Origin of the sequence: Planococcus salinus, assembly GCF_003719725.1 — a bacterium.
Lineage (GTDB): Bacteria > Bacillota > Bacilli > Bacillales_A > Planococcaceae > Planococcus > Planococcus salinus.
On sequence record NZ_RIAX01000009.1, the window covers coordinates 38,544 to 64,512 of the forward strand.

Consider the following 25,969-nt stretch of genomic DNA (forward strand, 5'->3'; position numbering starts at 1 on the left):
CTTCATCATTAATAGGTAAAACTGTTAAAACTTTCACGAGTGGTCTTTCGCCAGACTTTTCAAATCAAATACATAGCTGGCCGTGTCGCATTGCAACAACACCTTCGATCCGCGCGCACTCATAAACAGCGGCTTCAGTTTCTTTCCAGCGGAGTTTACAAAGACGATTTCTCTTCGCCGCCGGTAACGGGACGCGTTCTTTTCGAATAAATAAAAACGGTCATGTATGCCGTAGCCGCCGTTAAACAACAAGAGATGCTGGCAGACGGCAAAAGCGGTGGCACCATTTATATCCGGAATAAAATATTCCGTCTTGCCGTTTTTCCTTTTTCCGATGTGAAAATCAGTATAAAAATAAAACCACACTTCGTCGTCGGAAGCGACATTCAATGCATAACAGTCCGCAATAAAATGCGCATTCGGCTGCTCATACAGCTCGGAAATATTCCCAAATGCATCCCAGCAAATGAGGCCGGCTTTTCCAATCGGATCATCCCACCCATAATTGCCGAATATGCCTTCGTCAAAGTAGCCTGTCCAAATCCGGCCGTCCCCGGTTGTGTATAAATGTTCGATGCCGTCTCCGAGACAAAAAGACCGGATGAAATTTCCTTCCCGGTCAAACAGCCGTGCATTTTCATCCACTCGCCCGCCGCCGTAATTCATAGACCGTGCACAGGCAAGCAGTAGATGATCTTCGCCCATCGGCTGCAAAAAATGATAGTTCCATTTTTGGTTGCTGATTGTCGTCTCGCTGTACGTCTCGTCTTTGATAAAGAGCGCTTTATAGGTAATCGCTTCAGCCGTCCGTATCGGCGGAAAGCTGCCTTCCAGTAAATCCGGTGTGGACGAAGCAAACAGCAGACAAATTTCACCCCCGGGACCAAGCGAAGCGTGGCAAAGCGAATAACCGCCCGTGTCAAAGTTCCAATCGATCACCTGTTCCAGCATGATTTTTTCTGCTTTCTTCATACTCCATCCTCTTCTCGGAATCAGAATCAAAACACCGTTAAATTTGAACCGCTTATCCATTTATCATAAACTCGTTATGGAAGATAAATTTATCATATCACAGAAAAATGCTGATAATTTCAATAAATTTCTCGCTGTATATTCAAAGAACACAGTTCCTCTATCTCGTTTCCATATTATATTGAAAAAAACAAAAGGAGTTCCACTATGCCCAAAATCAAATTGGCCATCCGGAATGCATGGATTGTCTTATTAGCCGTTTTTCTGAGCGGCTGCGCCCAGGAAGACACCGATCAAGGGACACTCGTGGCTTTAGGCGATTCCATTACTTACGGCGCCAACCTCGCAGACAGCGGACGGTCGGCTTATCCGTATTTGATCGGTGAAGACGCCGGATTCGAAGTGCATAACCTTGCTGTGTCAGGTTGGCAAACCGAACATGTCATGGAAGCCCTTCGCGAAGACGAAGAACACCGGCAAAAGGTCGAAGGCGCCGATGTGATCGCCATGACAATCGGCGGAAACGATTTGCTGGAAATCCTCCGCATGGTCGAAACCGCAAGTGCCGGTGATCCGGAACGGATGCAAGAAATCCTGAACCAAGAGCTCGGCAGCAACACTTTTTTTAATGAACTCGGTGAACTCATTGAAGAAATCCAGTCACTGACAGACGCACAGATCCTTCTTTACACCATTTACAATCCTTTTCCGCCTCACAGCTATATGCACCAAATCGGCGAGGCCTTTCTCCCTGAAGTGAACGCCGCATTCGGAGAGGTTGCCGAAAGCTACGAGAACGTCTATCTGGCTGATGCCTACTCAGCTTACCGCGACAAACAGGAAGACTATATCATCGCCGGCGATATTCACCCGACAGAAAAAGGGCAGGCTGTACTTGCTGAAATCGGATTGGAGGCTATAGAAAGCGATTAAAAAAGCACGGCTTTACCGGCTCACTTCTCGTAAGAAAAGTCAGTCGAAACCAAAACCTTTCTTGTCCGTAGAACTAGTATGACAAGTTTCAAAGGAGCCGTTCAAAATGAGAGTGAAAACGTTTTATGCCTGGAGCGAAAAAGGAATGGACCGCAAAGTAAATGAATTCCTTGAAGGCGCTGCTGCAGAGGTGGTAGATATAAAGTTCGCCACGCCTATCTTTTTCTTCAGTGCGATGGTGATGTACAAGCCCTCCGATTCTTCTAAGAATATTTCCTTTTAATCACTTATAAAATAAGGCCTGCCCATCCGTAAAAAGATGGGCAGGTCTTATTTCTGTTTGGAAGGAATTCCTGATTTTATTTTTTCCTCTTGTCTTTTGCATAATATCCGCCACCCAAAGCTGCAAGAAAAATTACGAATATCGCAACCAGTATACTGATATCCATATTTTCACCTCCTTGGAAATTAACTACACATCACCTAAAATATCGAGATGATTTCCTTTCGCTTGCAAGACGCAATCTTTATTCGACGCATAGATATCAAGCTCTTCCGAATCCAACTTACAATCTGTTTTTAATCTTCCCATTCAAAAAAGCACTGACTTCCCCACTGTCCCCCAGTTCTTTCTTCGGAATGATGAGCGCGGACATGCCGCTATTGTATAAATAAAAACCGGATGGGCTTTCGCCGAAATTTTCAATACCGCTCCAGGAAATGCTCATCTCTCCTTTCGGACTGATCTCACGCAAGCCGTCTTCCGTAAAAATCATCGTATGCGCTCCCAGCACCCCTTCATTCTTTCCTTCACGCATCATTTTGGTCGCGTTCCGCTTGATCAGCCGGTAGAAGTAAGCCGGGTAGAAGATCGCCCATAAGGTGCCCATGATGAGAAACGGGATAAACAGTACGAGAAACGGCATGTCCAGAAACATTGAAGCCAGAATCGCTATCCCTATGTACAGAAGCGGTACAAATATCCGCTGCATGGTAACTTGCTTCTGCACCGCCGGAGAATTTTTTGCATGAAATAAATTGAAATCGAGATAATCTTCTTCAGTGAGTTTGTAATTGAGTTCCATTAATGGCTTGCCCCTTTTATAAGTCTTTCCATTAATCATAGTGTATTCCAACTTGCATGCATACATTATTTTACATTGAATGTAATAAACCATTCCTAATTCGCGAAAGCTTACAATAAACAAGACCCGCCCTTCTGTTTTACAGAAGGACAGGTCTTGTTTCAATTTAGCATAAAGGATGGCTGCAAAATCAACACTCGGATGGACCTCAAATTCTATGAGCGGTTTCGGCCGTTCTATGAGCGGTCTTCCGAGTTCTATGATTACTCATTGGATTCTATGAACAAAAATCGACATTCTATGATCACTCAGCTGTATTTTCGCCCCAAATCATCCGACAGCTTCTTACTCTGAAGATGACTTCGCCTTTAACGCAAAATCCCCTTCTCCTTCGCTTCCTTCAGCCACATCGGAAATTCATTCAACAGCTGATCATACAATTCTTCATCGGATACTTGGCTGATGTCTTCGAGATGGAAGAAATTCGCATTGTCGACCACCCGGCCGCCCATCGTATCGAGCCTCCGCAGCACTTCGAAATTCGCGTCGCCAATCCCGACAAATTGCCAGAAAATCGGCTGGTTTGATGATTCGACGATGAATTTCTTGATCCCCGATTTACATCCGCCGTCATTGATGAATACCAGAAACACGGGCTCGTCGCTCGCATCTTCCACCGTATACTTGCGGATCACATCTTCCATCACTTTCGGTTCGTCGTTGCGGCCGAATTTGTGCACGCTGTCATTCGACAGGATGTTTTTCTCCACATAACCCATAAACGTCGCCTCGGTCGCTCCCGGCAGACGCGAGAACTCATTGTCGTAGACCCAGACATCCAATTCGCCGTCATCATCGAACTGGCTGGCGACCGCAAGAACCCGCTCCACCACTTCCTGCACGACGCCTTCCTTATACAACTTTCTCATCGAACCGGAAATATCAAGCACCACGCCGACTTTGGCGGTGACCCCGGTCAATTTCTTCTTCTCCAGCACAATCGTTGCCGCTTTTTTCTTCAACGAAATCCCGATGATTTTCGCTTCTTCTTTTTCCGGCTTTTTAAAAATCTTATCGAACAAACCCAATATGTACGCCTCCTGTATGGTTCTTTTTAGAATGCTGCCTACTCGATAAAGTTAGTTACTTACCAGCGCTTCTTTAAAACTCTTCATGCGTCGCCGGATCCATATCAAACAGTCTGCCATCAGGACGTGAAAGCGCTGCTATCGCGGTCATTTCTTCTTCATTTAACGTGAAATCAAAAATAGCCAGGTTGTCCCGCTGCCGCTCCGGGGAAGTCGACCTTGGGATTGACACCGAACCGATTTGGTATTGCCAGCGCAGCACCACCTGCGGAACAGTTTTATGATGGGTTTCGGCAATTTTTCTGACCGTCTCATTCGACAGGATATCTGCCGCTCTGGCCAGTGGACTCCATGATTGCGTTTGAATATTATATTCCGCATGTACTTTCCGCTGTTCTTCCTGGTTAAAGAACGGATGCAATTCGACCTGATTGATGCTTGGCGTCACGCCGGTCTCCTGAATAATGCGCTCCAGATGCTCAGGCAGGAAGTTGCTTACCCCAATCGACCGGACGAGCCCCCATTTCTGCGCATCAATCAAGGCTTGCCATGCTTCCACATATAAATCCTGATTTGGCAGTGGCCAGTGGATCAAATAGAGATCGAAATAATCCAGATTGGAGCGATACAGCGATTCCTGAATCGCCACCAGCGCTTTTTCGTACGTGTGATATCGGCCAGGCAATTTGGAAGTCACCCACAAATCTTCACGGGAAATGCCGCTGCGCTTAATGCCTTCCCCGACCGCTCCTTCGTTCTCATAATTATACGCTGTATCGATCAGCCGGTAACCGGCATTGATTCCGCTGCTGACCGAGTTCGCACCGGCATTCCCCCACAGCCCGTATGTACCGAGTCCGGTCACCGGCAAAATTGTTCCGTCATTCAATGTCACTTCTGGTATTGTTCTTTCCATCTACTTCCGCTCCTTTCGTTTCTACGTTAAGATTACTCTTAGCTGATTGTAAACTCAAATTATTCAGTCACTGCACCGCGAGCGGCACAATCCCATTATTTTAGAACAATGGTGGCCCACACAGGGTCCGGTCCGAAGTAACGTCAGATTTTCTCAGCCAGAGAATGCGTGCAGGGCAATAGATTGTTCTTTTGCTGAGCGTCTATGCTTTTTTTCTGTGAGCAATAAAAAAGCATGAAGAATCTGTAAGCCCAGGATTGGTACGGATTCTTCATGCACTTAGTTTGAATAAATGAGATTGCTTCTGATACAACGAGGCTTTTTATGGGGCAGTGGGAGCGTGCTTGTTTAAAGCCTCCATAATCGCCGGTATCGTCGCGTGATCAGCAGGCTCTTCGTCGATATGATGCCAATGGATTTCTCCCGTTGTGTCAATCAGCCAGGTTCCGCCAAGCTGGTAAACGTCCTGCGAGAGCATCGCCTTTCTGACGATTTTCGCCTGTTTCCGGTCTTTCGGAAAAATCTCACGCATTCTTCCTTCTTTTAAATACTTGAAAATAATTTTTCCGGATTTCACAGCCGATACCTTTTTAAGCCGGAGATCCTTATAGGCCTGCTGTTCCGGGTCTCCTAAAATCGGAAAAGGATACGGACCGAATACATCGATGAAATCCTTCAGCTGCTCCGAGTTTGCGGGAACCACCGCTACCAGTGATACCCCTTTTTCTTCTATGGATTCTGCGTGCTCACGCAACTGCGCGAGAAAATTGCGGCAAATCGGTCAGCCCAGATGACGAAGCAAGACCAGAAGAACGGGCTTTTCCTGAGCCAATTCAGAAAACCGGACAGTTTCGTTTTTCTCTTTACTGACAAATACGTAATCCATTCATAACTTCCTTTCCAAGTGGGTTTTAATGAAATATTATCATTCCTCTACCTTAATTTCACGAATAATCAAACTATTTAATATTAAATTTCACTTCCTGGCGGGCTTTATTCCTTTCCTAACGCCTTCCGTCTTGAATAAAACAGAAATCTCCAGCAGGAAGCGATTTCTCACAGTATGTCTAACCTCCTAAAAAAGACCTCTCAGTTGAGAAGTCTCTATAGGTTTGACACAGGGAAGATTTTAACGTAAATCAGGAGGGTCACTCCTTCCGGCTTTCACTTAACTGCCACCAGTGCAATACAGTCTTCACTCCACAATCACTTCCGAAGCCAGCTTGTAAGGGAAATCCGACGGCAAATCGAATGGCATCACCCGGACAAGAGTTCCTTCCTCCAGTTCATCAAAACCACGGACTTCCCCCTTGAACAGCGTATGATCCGTCATATGAACTTCATGGACGGTCGATCCGGTCCCGAAGTTGAACGAAGTCACTTCGACCATGAAACTCGTATCTGTCTTTTCGGTCACCACTCCCTCAAATCCGCCGAAAAGGAAGAAGTTGAATTGGATAACGAACACAATCGCTGCCACAAAAACAGCCATTTGGGTCAATGTGAGAATCGACTGCTTCGGATTTTCAGATGCACGCCACTCGAAGAATGCCCTGACCAGATGGTCCACCACAATCAATGCAATAACCGCAACCAAATAGTACGACGGCGGATACTTATCCAAAGCCACGAAATAAAGGAGTACCAGACCCACAATCAGCGTGCCGCCCCTCACAAACCAGTCGACTTTCCGGTGCTGGTCGTTGATGTGGTTATAGGAAAAGAACTCTCTCTTGCTCGGTTCAATTTTAAATAGTTTTCGAAGTGCAAACTTCAAAATGTAATTTATTGCGAACACAATTAGAAAGAAAAATAATAAGTTCATAAATGACATCTGCCTCCCCACCAAACGGATTAAGCTTTGAGTGCTTCATACGGGATGTATTCAATAGAAGGTGATGAAAATCCTTTTATTGGAATGAATTATCACCTTAAACATCATCCTCATCGAATTTCTTACTCACAACAGTTTTCTGGAAGCTGACACCTCTATCGTAAGTGAACATATACTCAGTCAACGTATCCCCATCTATTAAAATGATTTTCTTATCGATTATTCCAACAAACTCTATTACACCTTACAAAGGAAAAGGCGCCACACGCTCGGAAGTTCTTTAAAGCTAAAGAAAGCCCCGTAAATTCAGTAACTTGTAAAAAGTCGCTGAATTTACGGGGTATTTTCGTGCCTCTCTTCCTGTTCGCTCCACAAATCTCCAGAATTTGTGGGATGCCACAAAAACTCTTTTCATTTTTCATGGGTTCTCCTATATAGTTCATTTGTAAAAAGTAATAATATTTAAACAATTAAAAATTAAAGGAAGTGAGTTTGTGAGCAAGTTACTGGATACGGAAGAATTCAAAGCCAAAGCAGAGAAACCAGGATTTTTGGAAAAAAGCTTAAACAAAGTGGAAATTTACGGGAACAAACTTCCCGATCCTGTAACTCTTTTCGCTGTGTTTACATTGATCATACTTGTCGCTTCAGCTGTATTTGCACAACTCGGCATCAAGTCGGTTCACCCCGGAACGGGTGAAGAAATCCATGTGGTCAACTTGCTGAATGGCGAAGGGATTCGGACAATTGTCGAAACGCTGGTACCGAACTTCACCAGCTTCCCTCCGCTCGGCCTTGTATTGGTCGTCATGCTCGGAGTTGGTCTTGCGGAATCGACCGGCCTCATTACGACATTTATGAAGACGACTATTTTGAACGCACCGGTAAAGATCATTTTGCCGACCATCCTTTTGATTGCTGTTTTGGGCAACACGGCTGCAGACGCTGCACAAGTTGTCTTGCCTCCGATCGCAGCGATGATTTTTGCGGCTCTCGGCCGTAACCCGATTGCAGGGCTCATCGCCGGTTATGCGACGGTTACAGGTGCTTTCAGTGCCAACTTGATCGTCAGCATGCTGGATCCGTTATTGTCCGGCTTTACCCAAGCCGGCGCCAATTTGATCGACCCGAATTATACTGCTAATCCGGCGATCAACTGGTATTTCATGATTGCTTCGACATTTGTCATTATTCCTGTCGCCGCGCTGGTGACTACGAAAATCACCGAACCGCGTCTTGGCGTCTATACAGGAAAAGTTGAAAAGCTGGAAAAAACAACTGCCGATGAAAAGCGCGGCCTGATCTGGGCAGGAGTGACGCTCGCTCTTTATGCAGCACTCATCGTTTGGCTGGTTGTTCCGGAAAACGGAATTTTACGTGACCAGGAAACCGGCGGGATTATTGTATCTCCTTTCATGACCGGCATTGTTCCAATCATGCTGTTCGGCTTTTTCATCCCGGCCATCGCTTACGGCTTTGGTGCCAAAGTATTGAAAAACGACAAAGATGTTGCGGAGCACTTAACCAAAGCAATGAGTGGCATGGGCGGTTATATCGTTTTGGCTTTTGTTGCAGCTCAAATGATCGCTTTCTTCGGACTGAGCAACCTTGGCCCGATTATCGCCATCGAAGGTGCAGGCTTCCTGCAAAATATGGGCTTCGAAGGTTTGCCATTGATTTTAGGTTTTATTGTCATCGCTGGTTTGATCAATCTTCTGGTCGCCAGTGCTTCTGCGAAATGGGCGCTTCTCGCTCCCGTCTTTGTCCCGATGTTCATGCTGCTCGGCTATGACCCGGCCGTGACGCAAGTCGCTTACCGTATTGCAGATTCCATTACAAATCCGATTACACCGATGCTGGCGTATTTCGCGATTTTGCTGACATTTGCGAAGAAATACGACAAAAATATCGGAATCGGGACGCTTCTTGCGTCATTGCTGCCATATTCCATCGCTTTTGCGATTTTTTGGACAGTTCTGTTCAGCGCCTGGTTCCTGCTCGGACTCCCGCTGGGCCCTGGCGGTAACATTTACTTACCATAATTGAGGAGGAATAGATTTGGCCATCAAATTTGAAAACATTACATTATACACAGGTACAGGAAAGAAATTCACCAATTCGGCGATTATTGTTCAGGACGATAAAATCATCGCTTCCGGCGACGAAGCGCTTCAGCAGGAAGCGGCTGAAACAATTGACGGCAGCGGAAAAACAGTGCTTCCTGGTTTTTTCGATATGCATGTCCACCTTGGGATGGACGGTATTGCAGATCCGTTCTCACAAGTTGAAACAGATACACAAGCCACTTCCGCCTATCGCCACCAAGTCAATGCTATTAAGCAACTGCAATCGGGAGTCACAAGTGTACGGAACCTCGGTTCGAAATGGCATATTGACTTGTCTTACCGTGATGCTGTCAACTCCGGACTGCTCTCAGGTCCGACAGTCTACGGTTCAGGCCAGCCGATTGTTATGACAGGCGGACACGGCTACCCTCTCGCTACCGAAGCAGACGGTGTAGACGAAATCAGAAAAGTGGCCCGCCAAACTTTGAAACAGGGAGCCGACGTATTGAAATTGATGGCGACCGGCGGCGTCATGACGCCTGGCGTAGACCCCGGTTCCCCGCAATTGTCCGAAAAAGAAATGCAGGCGGCCATCGAAGAGGCAACTCATGCAGGCAAAACGACCGCATCTCATGCACAAGGTACAATCGGCATTCAAAACGCTGTGCGCGCCGGTATCACGACGATTGAACACGGCATTTTCCTGGATGATAAAACGATTGAATTGATGATCAAACACGGCACGGTTTTGGTGCCGACGCTCGCCGCGCCTTATTACATCGTTCAAAATGCAAACACCGGCGGTATTCCTCCACACGCCATAAAAAAAGCGGTTGCTTGCTTTACAGCACATAAAGAAAGCTTCAACAAAGCTGTAAAAGCCGGTGTGAAAATCGCGTCAGGAACCGATGCCGGAACACCGTTCAACCTTCACGGCGATTTTGCCAAAGAGCTGGAACTGATGCACGAAGGCGGCATGACGATTCTCGACATCATTACGGCAGCTACATATGATGCCGCTGCTGTACTGAATGTGCAGGATACTGTCGGTTCACTCGAAAAAGGCAAAGCGGCTGATTTTATCTTGCTGAACGAAGATCCGGAAAACACCATCCAGGCATTCCGCAATATAGATTCAGTTTATAAAGGGGGGAAATTGGTTCATGACCAGCGAAACCGGAAGTTTGTCCATAGTTACTGAAGGGTTGGAAGAAATCTGCCGGGACCTGGAAAATTTGTTTCCTGAAATGGTCGATATCCGCCGGCATTTCCATCAATATCCCGAACTTTCCCATCAGGAAGTGGAAACGCCGAAACGAATCGCGGCATATTACCGGGAACTGGGCCTGGAAGTGCGGACTGGCGTAGGCGGCCGCGGCGTTGTGGCCACGTTCAAGGCTGCCGCTCCCCTTAAAACCATCGCTTTTCGTGCAGATTTTGATGCTTTGCCGATTCAGGATGAAAAAGATGTGCCATATAAGTCTACTGTGGAGAATGTGATGCACGCATGCGGGCATGATGGCCATACTGCCGCATTGATGGTTTTCGCCAAAAGCCTGGTGAATCAGTCCGAGCGAGTGCAGCATAATGTCGTCTTCATCCATCAATTCGGCGAGGAAGTAACTCCGGGCGGTGCTCAAGCTATGATTGAGGATGGTTGTCTCGACGGAGTCGATGCTATTTACGGCTGCCACTTTCAAAGTACCATGCCTTCAGGTGTCATGTTTTATAAAGAAGGCTATATCCAGGCAGCAGTCGATACTTTCACTATCACCATTAACGGAAAAGGCGGCCATGGCGCCATTCCTCATGAAACGGTTGATCCGATTGTGATCGCGTCCCATATTGTCACGGCGCTCCAGACAATCGTCAGCCGGAATACGGATCCTTTAAAGCAATTGGTCGTTTCAGTCGGTTCGATCCACGGCGGAAAAGCAAATAACGTTATTCCGACAGAAGCTGTGATGACCGGCACCATTCGCTCTTACGAACCGGAAATCCGCACCCTTGCTTCACAGCGTCTCTCTTCCATTGCCAGCCAAGTGGCACAGGCAATGGGCGCACAGGCTGATGTCCAAATTGATAATGGCTATGACGCTTTATGGAACCACCCCGCCGAGACGCAGATTGCCAAAAGGGCAATGACGCAAGTTCTTGGCCCGGATGCCGTTTCTGAAACACCTTCGGTCATGCCCGGTGAAGACTTCGCCTATTATACACAGCATGTGCCGGGATCATTTATTTTCGCAGGAGCGCAGGTTGATGAAGAAAGTTCAATCTACCCGCATCACCACGCTATGTTCGATTTTGACGAAACCGCGATGCTGAACACTGCAAAGTCATTCGCTGCTATTTTATTTGAATATGATAACGCGGAATAATTTGGCGCAGAAAGCGGCTCTTTTGAGAGCCGTTTTCTTTTTTTGAATTTTTTCAATTTCTTTTGTATGATTGATTACAATGAATCAAAAAAATGGAGGGAATGACCGTTACTATGCCGCTGTTGCACAACTCATTTTCCCAGTCGCAAATGGAAGCTTTGATAAAAGTGGCAGAAGCCGTGAACTCAACTCTGAATTTAAAAGAACTGTTCCAATTGACTTTGGAAGAATCCATAAAAGCCATACAAGACGCAGACGGCGGTGTCTTGTTTTTATATGATAAAGAACTCGCCAAACTGGTTTGTCCCTCTTTTGTTAACTTCACTCCAACCGTCACCAAAATTTCTTTGGACCCGAATGAATCGATTACCGGAAATTGCTTTTCGAGCCGGAAACCGATCCTCATTACTTCTCCTGAAGAACTGGCTGCTGAAACTGAATCGATGTCAGCATCAAACCGCCGACTGTTTGATGCATCACTTGCCGTCCATTCCGGACAAAACGCTTTCCGTGTGATGTGTGTTCCGCTGATCACTGAAAACGATGACTGCATCGGCGCCATCACGCTCAATGGTTTTGCCGAAGAAGGTACGTTTTCAGAGGAGGATCTACGGCTTCTGCAAGCGATTGCCGGGCAGGCAGCCATTGCTCTTTCGAAAGCGCAGCTGCATTTTGATCTGCAGGAAAAGAACGAGCAGTTCGAGCAAATCATCACTTATCAGCAGCAATTGCTGCTGAAGATGAATGCCGGTGCAGGACTGGCTTCCATGCTGGAACAGCTGAGCAAGCAAATCCAAAAGCCTGTTTCTTTATTGACGATATATGGAGAACATATACAGCTTGGCGACTTGAAAGACCATTTTGTAACGAACGAATTTCCGATTCAAAGCGGCCGTCTGCTGCTTGGCAAATTGTTTGTCTCTACAGAGCCTGGACATGAAATTTCCGATACGGACTGCTATTTCATCCAGCAAAGCATTTTGTTCTTCACATTGGAAATCAACAGGGAATCAGCTCTTCGGGAAGTCGAACACCGCTTTAAATCCGAACTGATGGATGATTTGTTGAATGGCATTTTAAAAGAGGACTTCCTGATACGGGCAAAAGGGCTTGGACTCGATATCGACAATTTGCTGTTGCCGGTGACCGCTATAACAGAAGCCACGTCAACAGAAGAAAGCATCACAGATTTCAGCTGGAAACGGGAAATCGCCAATTTGCTGCAGGTGGAAGTAAACCAGCACTTCCCAGGGAGCCTGGTCGTCCAAAAACAACAGCGCTATATTGTCCTGTTATCGGTGCGGGATGACATTTCGAAACCGTTCCTGTTGAAAAAAATTAAACGGCTGGCTGACGATCTGCAACGGCTCATCAATCAGCAAGTGCAGAATCTCACGATTAAATTAGGCATCGGCAAGTGCGTCCATCACATTGAGGAACTGCCTGATTCCATCGAAGACTCCATCAAAGTCCTTCAGTTTCTGCATGATTCCGATTCTCGTGAAAACGTCATAGACAGCGCGTCACTCGGATTCGAACGCCTTTTGATCCCAAATAAAGATAAAGACATCGACGCGTTCGTTATGTCGACATTAGGAGCCATCATCCGGTATGACCAGGAAAAAGACAGCAAGTTGCTGAAGACACTCAGGACCTATACTCAATTTCTTCAACGTCCGGGACAAGCTGCCAAAGAATTGCATATTCATTTGAATACACTGCATTACCGTTTGAAAAAGATATCGGAACTGCTCCATGTCGATTTGCAGGATTCCAATGACCTCCTGAACCTTCAGCTGGCCTGCAAGTTGCTGCCGGAAGATATTGAGAAGTAAAAGTGAAAAAGAGTCACATCCATTCGTTTGGATGTGGCTCTTTTTCCGTGTATTCCTGTATTAAGAGAGAACCTCTGATTTTTTCTTGTTCTTGATGCTGACCAACGCCCCGACTGCAACAATGGCAAGCAATACTCCCCAGAAGATAAGCTTCCATTCTGCCGAGTGGACGAAATCGTAAGGCAGGATGCCGAGATTTTTATGCCCCAACGTCAGGACGGTCAGTTTCACGCCGACCCAGCCGACAATGACGAACGCGGTTGTTTCCAGTTGCGGATAGTTCGCCAGCAATTTAACGAATTTATGTGCCGCAAAACGCATGATGACAAGACCGACCAAACCTCCGGCAAGCATGACGCCGAACTGGCCACCGTTGATGCCGCCCACTTCCATCGAACCCAGGTGAGGCAACGTCATCGCCAAAGCGACAGCCGCGAGCATGGAGTCGATGGCGAAGGCGATGTCCGCCAACTCGACTTTGAAAACTGTCATCCAGAAACCGGAGCCTTTTGTCGCTTCCGGCTCCAGCGAGTGTTCCTTGCCTTTTCGCTGATCATAAATGTGCTTGAAGGCGATAAACAACAGGTAAGCCGCCCCCAACGCCTGAATCTGCCAAACATCGACGAGCAGCGTGATCAGGAACAACGCTGCGAAACGGAAAACGAACGCTCCCAGCAAGCCATAGAACAACGCTTTTTTCTGCTGCTCTTTCGGCAAATGCTTGACCATAACCGCCATCACCACCGCATTGTCTGCGGCCAGTAACCCTTCAAGTGCTACAAGGACCAGCAGCACCCACACATATTCCAACAAAATCGCTTCCATCTTCCAAACCCCCAGCTAATTTTTTGCAACAAAAAAGACCCAGCCTAATTAAAGGCAAAGGTCTTGCTAAGCAAAATTAACTGCTATCACAGCCGGTGGCTCTTAACCACGTAATGACGACTGTGAAATAGGTTTCCCTATAGCTACTCCCCTTTGACGAATGTCAAAAGTCTATTGAGTTGTAACGTCAGTATAGCACCATCCGAAAGAAAACACCATATTATTTTTGCCTGAATTGTGAAATAATACAGTGATTTGAGACATATGAAAATTCACTTGGGCTTCTATTTTCTGATATTCAGGCGAGGAAGGGTAGTTTGGTTTCTGAAGCGGTCGTATGTAATTGAAATAGCGCGCATTTCTTGTGCATGTTTAGTGTATGAATTGAATTGCGTATGAGACAGGGACGCGTCATTAATTTATGGTTCTGTGTTGTCTGAAACGCTTAGAATCGTTATGACACAGAGTGACAGTTCATGATGATTTTTAGAATCATCTGCAGGGTATGAGCATAGAAAAGAGTAGAATTACTTTTTTAAAAATTGATTGAATGTTTATAAAATGCAGGAAGGAAGTGAACAGCATTTGACTTATCTATTATTGTTGGTAGGGTTCGCTCTTTTGATCAAAGGAGCTGATTTTTTTGTGGAAGGAGCTTCAAAAATAGCGCAAAGCTTGAGGGTTTCGCCTTTATTGATCGGCTTAACGATTGTGGCTTTCGGTACAAGTGCACCGGAAGCGTCAGTCAGTTTTATTGCCGCCTTCGAAGGAAGCAGTGATGTAGCGATCGGGAATGTAGTCGGCAGCAACATCTTTAATATAACTCTCATTTTAGGAGTTACCGCCCTGGTCTTCCCTTTAGTGGTTCAGAGCGAAACGATAAGAAAAGAAATTCCCTTCGCCTTGCTTGGTGCAGTTGCCTTGCTGCTCCTTATCAGCGATATTCAACTCCAATCCGCAGGCAGCAATCTCATTACAAGAACGGAAGGCATTATGCTGCTGCTCTTCTTTGCAGTATTTCTATACTATATCTTCGAAGTGGCAAGGAAAGATCGCCTGAACACGGAAGAAAATCCCGCTGATACCGCGAACGTGTCCAGGGTAAAAAATTCGCTCTTAACAATCGGCGGGCTTGCCGGCATCATCTTCGGCGGCAGCCTCGTAGTAGAAAACAGCATCCAGATCGCCCTTTCCCTTGGAATGAGCGAGACCTTAGTCGGTTTGACGATAGTGGCTGTAGGTACTTCGCTTCCGGAGCTGGTCACCTCTGTAACCGCAGCTTTGAAGAAGCAGGTGGACATTGCTTTGGGAAACATCATCGGCAGCAATATCTTTAATATCTTCTTTATATTAGGAACTTCCGCAACGATTCATCCTTTAACTGTCGATTCGAAGATCTTTTCGGATGTCTGGCTGATGATCGCTGTGACCGTTCTTTTAATGATCCTTGCAAGAACCAAGTATACGATTTCAAAGATGGAAGGGTCGGTTTTGGCCGTCATTTATATCGTTTATGTCGTTTATATTATTTTACGGAATTAAACGGAATAAAAGAATGCAGATAAAAAAGGAACGCTTTCTTCCAGGCAGGATTGTAGGCGATTAGTTTTTGACTTAAACATCTTCAATCTGGCCATCCGCTTTCCTGCGGTATGTACTGCACCGGCCGAGTGGTAGTGCACTCGGTCTTTTTATATGTCTAGATTACAGGTATTAAGTTTTTAGGTTCTGTTATTTATAATGAGTGCGGTTTCGCTTCCCTGGAAGTGAAACCATAATTTATCGCATAATTGCAAAATAATTTGATAGTAGTTATAATGAAGGTAGACAAAGCAATAAAAAAGCCGACGGGTGCTGGACACACCCATCGTCCAGTAACATAAAAGCATCGCTTCAAAGGCGATCGCATATCAGTACAGAAGTAAACCGCACCTTATGCTGGGAGGCACAGGCGGTTTACTTTTTTTTCGAAAAAGTATATGACAACACGATGATTGAAACGATTAACCCCGAAAAGCTAATCATCAATGTTAGTGCTTGAAATACTGTCATTTGCATCACCTCCTTCCCCCTCAGCAAATCGCTGATTGGAAAGTAAGATATGCAACCGCCTATGAACTTCCGCTGTATGCTACCACATAATCATATCATAAACACAATCCTGCTTTAGCTGTAATTAATAACACTACCATCAGAAAGCACGAGCCAGAAAGTTAGAAAACGGCGTATTCCTCGCTTCAGCTTTAACCACTGGAGTCACAATATTGCATCGCCCGAGTGTTGACGCACCCGGTCTTTTTTATGTCTAAATCATAGCATATTAGGTTTTCAGATTTGATTATTTATAATGAATTCGGTTTCGCTTCCCAGGGAGCAACTCCAATTATCTCTACACAATCTTCCCTAATTCATCAATCAGTGCCTTCCGTTTCGGGTACATGAACTTCAGCTCCTCAATCAGCACTCCCGCCGCTTCAGCCCCCAGCGCTTGTTTGTAACCTTTGATTTTTTGGCAGGCGCTCCAGTATGCCTTGCGGTTTGAAGCCCGGTCGATCAGGCGGTAAATATAGGCTGTATAGATTTCATTCACTTCATGCGGGTAATCGGCCAGCAGCGCTTCCATTATCTTCAAGCATCAAGCGGTTCCAATGACTGCCGTTGCCCACTGAATATAGTTAGATGCAGACAGAACCATTGTTTTCAGCTCCTTTTGGGTGAGTGGGTGTTTCGGAAGTTCTGCGATTGGTACTTCTTGTATATCCGGAAAACAATGGTTTTTGTGTTGCCGTCTATCTATTTAGTATAGTAGGGAAATGATTTATAATTGCAGCTTTTTATAGGGCATATTTCAGGAACAATTTGATTATGTCACCTTTTGATAAATCAAAGAATTCTTGGCAAGCTGCACAGTAGGACAACAGGATTTCAGTCCCTTCTGATTGTTCAAACTGAACATTATGATTCGTTTCCAGTTCACTCGCAATGTCCCACTTTTCTTCAGTATGTGCTTTGTCCCCCCGATAATAATCCTCCACAAGTTCGTATAATTCTTCCATTATTCTTGTGCTATGTGGGTGGTCTTCTATCAATTTCATATAATATTTATTTTGGATGGGTGGAGCCGTCTCGTACATACCTTTTAAAATTGCCCGTACAATTTTTGCAATCGGGATTATATCACTTTTCATTAAAGGTACTAACCAGCTTTTTTTATTGCTGAAAGGATTGGTATAATCAATGACATTCCGTAACTTTTTGTTTTCAAATTTCATGTAGATTACAGATTTTGACGTGTATCCTTCAATTTCATACTCTGTAACAAAATCTAAATCTGCAGGTGTCATATCCATCACTTTAAATGATTGTTGTTTCGAAACATTTTTTATACATTTGGCATCTTGGTAAGAAAAAAGCTCTTCATCTTCACTCATAAAACCACTACTATTAATATATACTTCATTGAAATCTTGCTCCGTGTCATTGGATAAGAGAAGTTGAAAACTGTTGTTAGATGACTCGGTAATCAGAAGCTTAAAATTGTTATTTTCTATAGTCTTCTCAGATAGATGAACTTTATAAGGTTCTTTCACTGAAAACAGCCATCCATAAGTGAACAGTTTCCAGTTCTTAGACTTAATTTTCTCAATAACCTTCTCTTCAAAATAAGGTTGCACCCCATTTCCAACTAACACGCCGTTAATATGCTGAATTCCTGATGCCCTCTTATACTCTTTAGTATAATTATCCAATTGCGTAAGAGCCTTGAGGTCGATTGCATCTTTTTTTATTTCGACAATCGTGAGTGCTCCAGTTACCGAATCCTCTAAGAGAAGGTCCAAGCGTTTGTTCGTATTTCCAAATACATACTGCTGTTCTTTCAAAACAAAATTTTCTCCGATTAATTTTGGAGCTTTGGCAATCAGGTCCTCAATATCTCGTTCAAGGAGCTGCGGGATTTCGTTGCTTGAGAGCTGGACGTTGGGATCAGAGAATTTTTGCTGCGAGGTAGCAAAGATTTTCCTTATTATCAGTTCAACCTGTCTGTCAGTAAGAGTATGCCAGTTTCTAAATTTGGACGTGAGCGCGCCGAATACAGTAACATTTGTATAAGGATCAAAGGCAATTCCTAAATAATCAAGAAGTTCTTCATTCATTTCTAGGGGGTTTACTAACTCAAAAGAATCAATCGGATGTCCAAAAACAATCACCTCATTTTCCCGCGTAAGCCTACTCAGTAGATGCGGATTCTGATATTTTTGGTTAATCAATAAATCATTCCGCGCATCATCGATAGGCATAACTTTTTCAATTTTATAAAATGCCATGATATACCGCTTCTGATTTTTACTCGTATGAAAAAACAAATAATCGCCTTTTTTTACTGTAGTGAGCAACTTAAGCCCTCTTCTCCCTTTGTCTCCATAAGTAAACTCCTGGAACATTGGATCTTCTTCACCATCGTTTTGCTTAGGGTCCACATAAGGTATTAGATAATTAACCAAGTTACTTCCCCCTATCCTTCTATATTATTTATGAATATACAATGATTTGGTTGAAAGGCATTTTCAAATGTCTTCTCTTCAAAATTTCTTTCTGTCTATTCTTCCTATTTAACTTGATACCATCCCAAAATGTTTAAATGCAGCCAGAATATCTGCTTTCTTATTTTCTGGACAGGGATGCATCCGTTTATCAGGCGATATTCTTCTTGCTGAAATTCTTGGCTTCAACCCATGTAGCTCTTTCATATGAGCGATCCAACACGTTTTTGCTACATATCCATTTTCACTTTTAATATAAATTTGAATATCTTTGTAAGTCGCCATTTATTTCTCTCCCTTTGTATAAGCCATTTTTTTATTTAAATATCCGTCTAAATATACTTTTCTTAAAGTACTTATCATATTCGATGTACTCTTTAAACAATTTCTGATTCAGCAATAACACAGAACTGTCTTCATTGATGCACTCTGGAGGAAGATAGTTTACAAGCGTATCACGATCCCGTCGATTTTGACTTGAGAAGTTATCAATGTGGACAAGAACGGTATTCTCTTTTCGGAAATCAAACGAATCCGAATGACTTTTATATAATTCTCGCCACAGGCGTTGTCCTCTTTCTTGGTAATCGTTAAATTTTGATTTTGGAAACCAGACTGGCAATGGCATATCACATTCTTTGTAATATTCTTTAAAAATCTCTCTAGCTCCACTCAAAAAGTCTTCTGTAGAATAAAACTCTTCACCGTGTTTAATCTTCTCTCCCATGCGATAAGTGAAATCTTTATAAAGAGTTGGATTCGTTTCATTCATTAAATTGCTGAGGTAAGTACTGGATTCTATTAATTTTTGATTTTGAAAAGTGTTATTGATTTGCAGATAGTAAATGCGGGACGAGGATTGAGCGTTCGCATCAAATCCACTAGCGTTCGTTGTCCCCATCAATACAGGATGAGGGCCAGTAAGATTATTGGTAATGTCTTTTATTAAGCGCTCCCCTTTGTCTGCTGCTGTACTGCGGAAAAATTTTGCATCGATTTCATCTATTAATAAAGGACTTACATTTGAAGAATGAAAAAAGTCATTTAACATATTTCTTGCACTTACTTGTTCATAAGACATATATGGATTGGTATTCCCAAGCAACATACTGATAAATTCTAACGCCGATGTTTTACCCGACATTGATCGCCCAGCGATTATCAAAAAAGGCGGTACATGTCTGCGGACATTTTCACGTCCTTCCTCGTTAGCATAATGATCTCTCATTCTCCAAATATGCGCGGAAACAAATGCATACAATATAGCTTCGGCAATTCTTGATTGAACTTTCGGGTCGTTTTGGACTGTAAACAAATGATAGGAATCGATAAACTTATTGATAAGCTCGAGTTGCTGTTTCAGGGATTCAACATTTTTAATCTTTTGAGTGAATTGAATAAGCGGGCTCTCTTCTTCTCCTTCAGTATAAGGAGCTGGCGCATAGAGACTCTCGGAGGCAGTGTGGTAGATGAGTTGTTGACGGTGGTCTGCTTCTGCTGATTTTTTGTTCATCTTTGATATCTTGCTTTTTATCGTGACGGCTTTCGTTCTTAAAGTCTTTATCGGCAATAATTCTCGCTTTCCTGATTTCCGGCTAACTTTAGTGATTACTTCAATTACTTGATTGAACTGAGTTACTTCTTCTTTCTGTTTCTCGACCTTGTCAGCCGCCTGATGGAATTCTTCAACTTGTGCTTCTGTCAGTTCAACCATTATCCGTTTCTTCTCTGCTTCGTCAAAAAGAATATCCATTAAAACTTCGGGATCAGCTATATTGACTGGTTCTAACATGATTTTTGATTTAACCTTCTCCGGAATAAAATCAACCGTTTCTTGATAAATATACTCAAATCGTTTTTGATAAATACCAAATAAATTATGGTTATCGAATACTAACAATTCTTCATATTGCTTTTGGTTCCCTAAAGCTGCTTCAGTAAAATTTGCCGACCCAATTATTACACGATTACTGTGAGTTCCACTTAGTAAATAAATTTTCGAATGGATGGGAGTTCCTTTTTTCGAATACCGGATTTGAAACCGATTGTTTTGGATTTCCCGTTGCACATCTTTTGGCAAGGATTGAAAGTAGCTAATGCGTTTTTCAATGTCTAATAAACCTTGGAGTCCTTCGGTAAAGTTTCCTGCCACATGGCCATCTTCAATGCCTAAGATTAATTGAACGGATTGAAAACGCTTGGTAGTCTTGAAGAAGAAATGATGTGAAGCTACAAAAGAAACAGCTTTTAGCTCGGTATAATTTTCTGCATCAAAGAGCTCTTCCAACGACATCGTTCTAACTTCGCCATTCAGAATGACTTGCAAATAAGTAGTTTTCTCCGACTTTACCTTTTCTTCTTCGAATAAATTTAATTGGTTTTGATCACTCATCTTTTTTACCTCCTATTAAAGAGAAATTTCAAAAAGCTGAAACTACGTCAAAAATTAAAGTGACCTAAAGAATATTCTCTTGCCAAATCCACTAACCTTTTACCATGCACCGATAACCCGGCTTTATCAAAAACACTTACACTGAATTCGTTCTTATCTTCGCTTCTTCTTACTTCTCCAGTTGCTAAAATGATCGTTTGCTTGTTTTCTTTTGCAAACCTCTCGATTAAATGAAATATATCGCTATATTCAGGAGCGGCTACAAAGAATGCTTCTTCAAATTTAATATCCAAGAAACTACTATTTCTCACAACTCTTACAATCATTCTTTCTTTTGTATGCTCTAACTCTAAAAATGAACCTATAACGGTCCGCGTTTTCCCTACGTCTCCGTTTTTTAAAGCATCAATGTTTCTGGTCAATAATCTGCTGCCTTTTGTTTCATCTGAAGCAGCTGCCAACTCTTCCGGATTTGTTACTAATTCCATTGAAAGTTGTTCTGAACTATTATTACCGCTATTACGCCGAATTCCATTCTCCCTCTTTCTTCTGTCTTCCTCTCTTCTTTTTTCTCTTTCTTCTTCGGACATCAACTCTAATTCTAAAGCACGTTTTAACGACCTGCTGATTTGCTCTTCTGATGCCATTACAGTTTTTGTTCTACTACTGTGCTTTCTAACCCCGTTTTTCACTTCTTCTGTATAATGAAAACAGTTTTCGTTATGAGGACTATTTCTCCATTTCCTCAAATAGCTGCGTTTACTATTCCCCGGCATGACAACATAACACAACTTAGCGAAACAATTCGGTTCACTGCAGAATAATTTGTTCCTGTATTTTTCAGAGTAGTTTTTTGGGTTAATAGCAAATATATCAATTATTTCTTCTCTGTTATTACTTCTGTAAATAGCATTATATATTGTTGCCATAGAATATACCTCCGCATTTCTTTATTCATATTCAAAAGCATGAGCATAGTTATAATTACCCTTTAACAGTAACATATTACCAGTTGAATTTTTATATATTTCTGTCTACTTTTTAAAACTTCCATCGGATTTCTTCTGACTAATCGTTCTTTTGAATTTTTCCTTATACCAATAAAGATTTTAACGACGTGGCCACTATAGACTCTGTTGATTATCTCTGCACGAAGAACCTGAACTGCATGGGTGTGTATATAGTTGAATTAAAAAACACACCCAAATGCTGATGCAGCGGGTGTGTCAATGTATGGAATATAAATTGTCGGTTGTTTGTAGTCGTTATAACGCACTTCTTTCGTTACGTTGATCTGATTGTCGCTACGTGCTTTTTGGTCCGCTTTAAAGAGCTGCGACATCGCAATCGACAGTTTCCCATCCGGCAACTCTGTCATCAATAACTTTTCTTTATCTTCTTCTGCCCTTGAGCGTCTATGAGGATCTTTTTTAACTTCTCAATCATAAAAGTAAGAAAGAGAAAAGTTTATTGACAAGCGTTCTTTTAAAGTGTCATTCACTGCTTTTTCCACCTTTCCGTTTCCAGTAGTTCCCAGGTTGCCCGTGTGCTACAAACACTTATGAATATTTAGCTTCCCAATATTATCGAAAAGAAATCCGCTCTATCGTTGAACAGAGCGGATTTCTTATGCAGGTTTATTGTATAACTTAAATTGTGTTTGACACAGGGAGGTGTTTTTCTATAGGGCAACCACTGTGTACGGCTCAATTACGGCTATTTACGCCAAGATATGAAATGCATGAAGAATCCCTCCACCTCTGGATTTCCAGAATTCCTCATGCACTATTTTTGTATAACGGTAATTGTTTCTGGGCGCGATTAAAAAAATGTATAGATTATGGAACTATTGACTGGCATTCGCCTTTGGGACAGGATGTTTATAAAGAATGACCAACACATATGGGCGAATCCACTGGATAATAAACCCTGTGATTAATGCGTTTAGCAACGTTCCAATACCAATATCTCCATTGAAAAAAAAAGCGATAACCACAAATACAATACTAATGATCGCCCGTGACCTACTAAAAGACCACCCTGTTTTATCTGTTAAAATAACCATCGAACGATCCATAGGATTCGGTGCAAAGCTTGATTCCAAGTAAATCGCAATACCTATTCCAGTAAAAAGAATGCCTAGTATTACTAATAAAGCTCGTTCCAATAAATGATCTGGTATTAACCATTCTCCTAACAACCAAAGCCATGTATCAATACCAATTCCTGTTACAAGGGAGGTCAACAAAGCTAATAGTTCGGGTCTTGATTTTGAAGCTACTGCATTAAGCAAAACCACAGCAGACCCCACTATAATTTCCCAACTACCTATGGTTAATCCAAATGTACGATATAAACCAACGAGTAATGCATCGTATGGCGAAGCGCCTAATTGAGATTGAATCATGAGAGAAATTCCTAATGCTAATATGAGAATCCCAATAAAGTAGACTAAAAATGATTTACCGATTTTTCGCACATACATCCCCTTTTCCTCGTATACATTCTCGTTTCTATAATCAGTAGCAGACTATTGTATTCATAACTCTCAACTTTTTTAAGAAAATAGTATCGCTAAATTAACTGCCACGTCAGTTTAAGTACACATTTTCAAAAAGTCTTGTTTTTAGCAATAAAGTGATGTCTCCAACTAAAAATTTTATCTCCATGATACCATATTTTTTACAAAAAAGCGGGAACACAAGACAGCGGGTTTCAGTTTAATGGAAGGATGATTATTTTTACAGCGAGTAAATTACCCGATTAGCCTCTTCCAGCCCGGGAAAAATCAGAGGAGAATCCCCCACCAGAAATATGACAAAACTGGTTCTTAGTTTTTAACGTTTCCCGAAAGAAGTCTCCCTCTTCAAGTGTGTAACGGGCGAAGCCCAGCGGTAAGGGGGAGATGAATTTCGATTGGCGCAGCCAAAATGGTCTTTCTTTTCCTTTCTGGGTATAATCAAAGTAAGAAAGCGAGGTGATTTGATATGGCGAACAAAGCGTATAAGTTCCGTCTGTACCCAACAAACGAACAGGAACAGCTACTGCTGAAAACGTTCGGCTGTGTTCGTTTTGTCTATAACAAAATGCTTGCTGAACGCAAGGAAATCTATGAGCAATTCAAAGACGATAAGGAACTGCTGAAGAAGCAGAAATTCCCGACTCCCGCCAAGTACAAGACAGATTTTGAGTGGCTCAAAGAAGTGGACAGCCTGGCACTCGCCAATGCCCAGCTGAACCTGCAAAAAGCATACACCAACTTCTTCGCAGGACGGGCAAAGTTTCCGAAGTTCAAGAGCCGCAAAACGAAGCAGTCCTATACGACGAATCGGGTGAACGGGAATATACTGCTTTTGGCGAGCCAGATCAAATTACCGAAACTTGGACTCGTCAGATTGAAACTGCATCGGGAAATTCCTTCTTGCCACCTGATTAAGTCTTGCACCATTTCCCGTTCTGCAACGGGAAAATACCACATTTCCATTCTGACGGAATTTGAATGTACTCCTATTAAAAAAGAGATCAAGAAAATCATCGGACTCGACTTTGCGATGAACGGGCTGTATGTCGAAAGTGAGCAGGGTGAGATAGCCAATTACCCTCGTTTCTACCGGCAGGCCCAACAACAACTGGCAAAAGAACAGCGGATCTTGTCGCGCAGAACAAAAGGGTCTTCCCGCTACGAAAAGCAGCGGATCAAAGTCGCCCGCCTGCACGAACACGTGGCGAATCAGCGGAAGGACTTTCTGCACAAAACAGCAAGACGATTGGTGACGCACTATGATTGTGTGGTCATTGAAGACTTGCAGATGCAGGGAATGGCGCAAACCCTCCGGTTCGGCAAGAGCGTGGGCGATAATGGATGGGGAATGTTCACGGCTTTCCTCCACTATAAATTAGGCGAACAAGGGAAGAAACTGGTCAAAATCAACAAGTGGTTCCCTTCGACAAAGACCTGTTCGAGTTGTGGTCATAGAAGAGACATGCCATTGTCGGAACGCACTTTCTCTTGTGCGTGCGGATTCGTCTCCGACAGGGACTGGAACGCCGCCATCAACATCAAGAACGAAGGACGGTTGATGCTGGAGTTGTCCTGAAAACAAGAACTCGTGGAACACGAGGGGTAGCTCGGTCCGTTTTCGTCAGCTAGCAGAAGTGGCGATAAGTCGAGAAGCCCCCACTTCAAAATCTGAAAGATTTAAGTGGGGGTAGTTCACGAAGCGTTTTTTTGTTTCTTTTCCGAGAAAGCAGTCCTGAAAATCGTTCCTTCCAGTAGAATCTTCCTGAAACGCAACAACTAAGCAATGCCAGACATGTGCCTTGCGGTTGGAAGCCCGGTCGATCAGGCGGTAAATATAGGCCGTATAAATTTCATTCACTTCATGTGGATAATCGGCCAGCAGGTGCGGATACAGGTGTTCGGTGGCAGAGACATGGTCCGGCAATAATCCAGCAGCTCCCCGATAAAAGACGAAAGCCGCATCCGGTAAGCCTTAAGGGCACTGGATACGGCTATTTTTTACCTGTACATACGGTTTATAAACTGAATTGGGTTTGACACAGAGAGCGATTTTATCCCGGTATGTTACCAATCATTTATGAACGTCAGTTATTTCTTCCATCAACCCAACCCATTCTTCTCTCTTGAAATCATACAGCGCCAGCTCTGTTTTTCTCAGAACCAGGTGGATGCTGTCGAACTTTTCGTCTGACCGGAACCTCCACCAGCTTTTCACATTTGACATCTTGGTGCCTGGCGCGTAATAAGTCAATGTGATTTCGGGATCGATGATTTCCTCCACCCTGTCAATATCCAAATAATTATGCGGGAAATCAATATAGAGACCCAGCGCCGCTTTATGGGGCGTAATGTACCCGATTTTATGCGACGATTCCACGTCCTTCTTTTCAAGCGCGTCACTCCAGGGAACCGGTTTATGGCTGGCGATCAGAAGCCGATCGCCCTCATTCGGTTCAATCCTGCAATTCGGAAGACGGTTGAACACTTCGAGCATCTCGTTCATTTTTTGTTCTACGGTTTTGTCCACTTTGCTATCCCATTCCTTTCAATTCATCTATCATTCATGTATGTTGCGATTCC

General features: G+C 43.5%; 25 protein-coding genes. 8 read left to right on the forward strand and 17 right to left on the reverse strand.

The features are described from left to right. Nucleotides 1-33 precede the first annotated feature (33 nt). Nucleotides 34-972, reverse strand: a complete 939-nt coding sequence (locus tag EEX84_RS12070) for a hypothetical protein (protein WP_123165906.1) — start codon at nt 970-972, stop codon at nt 34-36. Between the two features lie 207 nt (nt 973-1,179). On the opposite strand from EEX84_RS12070, the gene EEX84_RS12075 reads away from it, so the two are divergent. Next, nucleotides 1,180-1,905 carry an SGNH/GDSL hydrolase family protein gene (locus EEX84_RS12075; RefSeq protein WP_123165907.1) on the forward strand — a complete coding sequence of 242 codons (726 nt, stop codon included), beginning with the start codon at nt 1,180-1,182 and terminating at the stop codon, nt 1,903-1,905. Nucleotides 1,906-2,011: 106 nt separating this feature from the next. Continuing rightward, on the forward strand, nt 2,012-2,188 hold the full coding sequence (locus EEX84_RS12080; protein WP_123165908.1) for a sporulation protein Cse60: 177 nt from the start codon (nt 2,012-2,014) through the stop codon (nt 2,186-2,188). 283 nt (nt 2,189-2,471) lie between these two features. On the opposite strand, the gene EEX84_RS12085 is transcribed toward EEX84_RS12080, so the two are convergent. The 5 genes from EEX84_RS12085 to EEX84_RS12105 form a co-directional block, all read right to left on the reverse strand. Further along, nucleotides 2,472-2,990 (reverse strand): YcxB family protein, encoded by a 519-nt coding sequence (locus EEX84_RS12085; protein ID WP_158599118.1) that lies wholly within the window; start codon nt 2,988-2,990, stop codon nt 2,472-2,474. A 368-nt stretch (nt 2,991-3,358) separates the two neighbouring features. Then, nucleotides 3,359-4,027, reverse strand: coding sequence for a vWA domain-containing protein (locus EEX84_RS12090; protein WP_123166006.1), 669 nt, complete (start codon nt 4,025-4,027; stop codon nt 3,359-3,361). Nucleotides 4,028-4,151: 124 nt separating this feature from the next. Beyond that, nucleotides 4,152-4,994 carry an aldo/keto reductase gene (locus EEX84_RS12095; RefSeq protein ID WP_123165910.1) on the reverse strand — a complete coding sequence of 281 codons (843 nt, stop codon included), beginning with the start codon at nt 4,992-4,994 and terminating at the stop codon, nt 4,152-4,154. A gap of 322 nt (nt 4,995-5,316) precedes the next feature. After that, nucleotides 5,317-5,772 (reverse strand): peroxiredoxin-like family protein, encoded by a 456-nt coding sequence (locus tag EEX84_RS12100; protein ID WP_123165911.1) that lies wholly within the window; start codon nt 5,770-5,772, stop codon nt 5,317-5,319. Nucleotides 5,773-6,189: 417 nt separating this feature from the next. Beyond that, nucleotides 6,190-6,819 (reverse strand): DUF4181 domain-containing protein, encoded by a 630-nt coding sequence (locus EEX84_RS12105; protein WP_240033975.1) that lies wholly within the window; start codon nt 6,817-6,819, stop codon nt 6,190-6,192. Nucleotides 6,820-7,322: 503 nt separating this feature from the next. Between EEX84_RS12105 and EEX84_RS12110 the strand changes: the two genes are divergently transcribed. The 4 genes from EEX84_RS12110 (at nt 7,323) to EEX84_RS12125 (ending at nt 13,110) form a co-directional block, all read left to right on the forward strand. Beyond that, nucleotides 7,323-8,870, forward strand: coding sequence for an AbgT family transporter (locus EEX84_RS12110; RefSeq protein WP_123165913.1), 1,548 nt, complete (start codon nt 7,323-7,325; stop codon nt 8,868-8,870). 16 nt (nt 8,871-8,886) lie between these two features. Next, nucleotides 8,887-10,095: a metal-dependent hydrolase family protein gene (locus tag EEX84_RS12115; RefSeq protein ID WP_123165914.1), complete on the forward strand. Its 1,209-nt coding sequence runs from the start codon at nt 8,887-8,889 to the stop codon at nt 10,093-10,095. After that, complete coding sequence (locus tag EEX84_RS12120; protein ID WP_123165915.1) at nt 10,058-11,275, forward strand: M20 metallopeptidase family protein; 1,218 nt, start codon at nt 10,058-10,060, stop codon at nt 11,273-11,275. The genes EEX84_RS12115 and EEX84_RS12120 overlap by 38 nt, the downstream gene beginning before the upstream one ends. 101 nt (nt 11,276-11,376) lie before the next feature. Beyond that, on the forward strand, nt 11,377-13,110 hold the full coding sequence (locus EEX84_RS12125) for a helix-turn-helix domain-containing protein (protein WP_158599120.1): 1,734 nt from the start codon (nt 11,377-11,379) through the stop codon (nt 13,108-13,110). Between the two features lie 60 nt (nt 13,111-13,170). Here EEX84_RS12125 and EEX84_RS12130 read toward each other — a convergent pair whose 3' ends face one another. Beyond that, nucleotides 13,171-13,935, reverse strand: coding sequence for a TerC family protein (locus EEX84_RS12130; RefSeq protein ID WP_123165917.1), 765 nt, complete (start codon nt 13,933-13,935; stop codon nt 13,171-13,173). 585 nt (nt 13,936-14,520) lie between these two features. Here EEX84_RS12130 and EEX84_RS12135 point away from each other — a divergent pair. After that, nucleotides 14,521-15,477 (forward strand): calcium/sodium antiporter, encoded by a 957-nt coding sequence (locus EEX84_RS12135; protein WP_123166007.1) that lies wholly within the window; start codon nt 14,521-14,523, stop codon nt 15,475-15,477. Nucleotides 15,478-15,891: 414 nt separating this feature from the next. Here EEX84_RS12135 and EEX84_RS16695 read toward each other — a convergent pair whose 3' ends face one another. The 8 genes from EEX84_RS16695 to EEX84_RS12170 all read right to left on the reverse strand — a co-directional run bounded on the left by EEX84_RS16695 (nt 15,892) and on the right by EEX84_RS12170 (nt 23,353). Then, entirely contained in the window at nt 15,892-15,987 is a 96-nt protein-coding gene (locus EEX84_RS16695; protein ID WP_220629479.1) for a putative holin-like toxin, read from the reverse strand. A gap of 337 nt (nt 15,988-16,324) precedes the next feature. Then, nucleotides 16,325-16,567: a hypothetical protein gene (locus EEX84_RS12140; RefSeq protein WP_148039024.1), complete on the reverse strand. Its 243-nt coding sequence runs from the start codon at nt 16,565-16,567 to the stop codon at nt 16,325-16,327. Between the two features lie 202 nt (nt 16,568-16,769). Further along, the gene (locus tag EEX84_RS12145) at nt 16,770-18,437 is read right to left on the reverse strand and encodes an endonuclease NucS domain-containing protein (protein WP_123165919.1); all 1,668 of its coding nucleotides are present in this window, start codon (nt 18,435-18,437) and stop codon (nt 16,770-16,772) included. Nucleotides 18,438-18,545: 108 nt separating this feature from the next. Beyond that, complete coding sequence (locus EEX84_RS12150; RefSeq protein ID WP_123165920.1) at nt 18,546-18,761, reverse strand: hypothetical protein; 216 nt, start codon at nt 18,759-18,761, stop codon at nt 18,546-18,548. Nucleotides 18,762-18,792: 31 nt separating this feature from the next. Next, on the reverse strand, nt 18,793-20,868 hold the full coding sequence (locus EEX84_RS12155) for a phospholipase D family protein (RefSeq protein WP_123165921.1): 2,076 nt from the start codon (nt 20,866-20,868) through the stop codon (nt 18,793-18,795). Between the two features lie 47 nt (nt 20,869-20,915). Next, nucleotides 20,916-21,797, reverse strand: coding sequence for a hypothetical protein (locus EEX84_RS12160; protein ID WP_123165922.1), 882 nt, complete (start codon nt 21,795-21,797; stop codon nt 20,916-20,918). A 260-nt stretch (nt 21,798-22,057) separates the two neighbouring features. Next, complete coding sequence (locus tag EEX84_RS12165; protein WP_123165923.1) at nt 22,058-22,246, reverse strand: hypothetical protein; 189 nt, start codon at nt 22,244-22,246, stop codon at nt 22,058-22,060. A gap of 468 nt (nt 22,247-22,714) precedes the next feature. Further along, complete coding sequence (locus tag EEX84_RS12170; protein ID WP_123165924.1) at nt 22,715-23,353, reverse strand: YczE/YyaS/YitT family protein; 639 nt, start codon at nt 23,351-23,353, stop codon at nt 22,715-22,717. A gap of 502 nt (nt 23,354-23,855) precedes the next feature. Here EEX84_RS12170 and EEX84_RS12175 point away from each other — a divergent pair. Then, on the forward strand, nt 23,856-24,965 hold the full coding sequence (locus EEX84_RS12175; RefSeq protein ID WP_123165925.1) for an RNA-guided endonuclease TnpB family protein: 1,110 nt from the start codon (nt 23,856-23,858) through the stop codon (nt 24,963-24,965). 45 nt (nt 24,966-25,010) lie between these two features. On the opposite strand, the gene EEX84_RS12180 is transcribed toward EEX84_RS12175, so the two are convergent. Next, the gene (locus tag EEX84_RS12180) at nt 25,011-25,313 is read right to left on the reverse strand and encodes a hypothetical protein (RefSeq protein ID WP_123165926.1); all 303 of its coding nucleotides are present in this window, start codon (nt 25,311-25,313) and stop codon (nt 25,011-25,013) included. Nucleotides 25,314-25,460: 147 nt separating this feature from the next. Further along, nucleotides 25,461-25,916: a hypothetical protein gene (locus EEX84_RS12185; protein ID WP_123165927.1), complete on the reverse strand. Its 456-nt coding sequence runs from the start codon at nt 25,914-25,916 to the stop codon at nt 25,461-25,463. Nucleotides 25,917-25,969 lie beyond the last annotated feature (53 nt).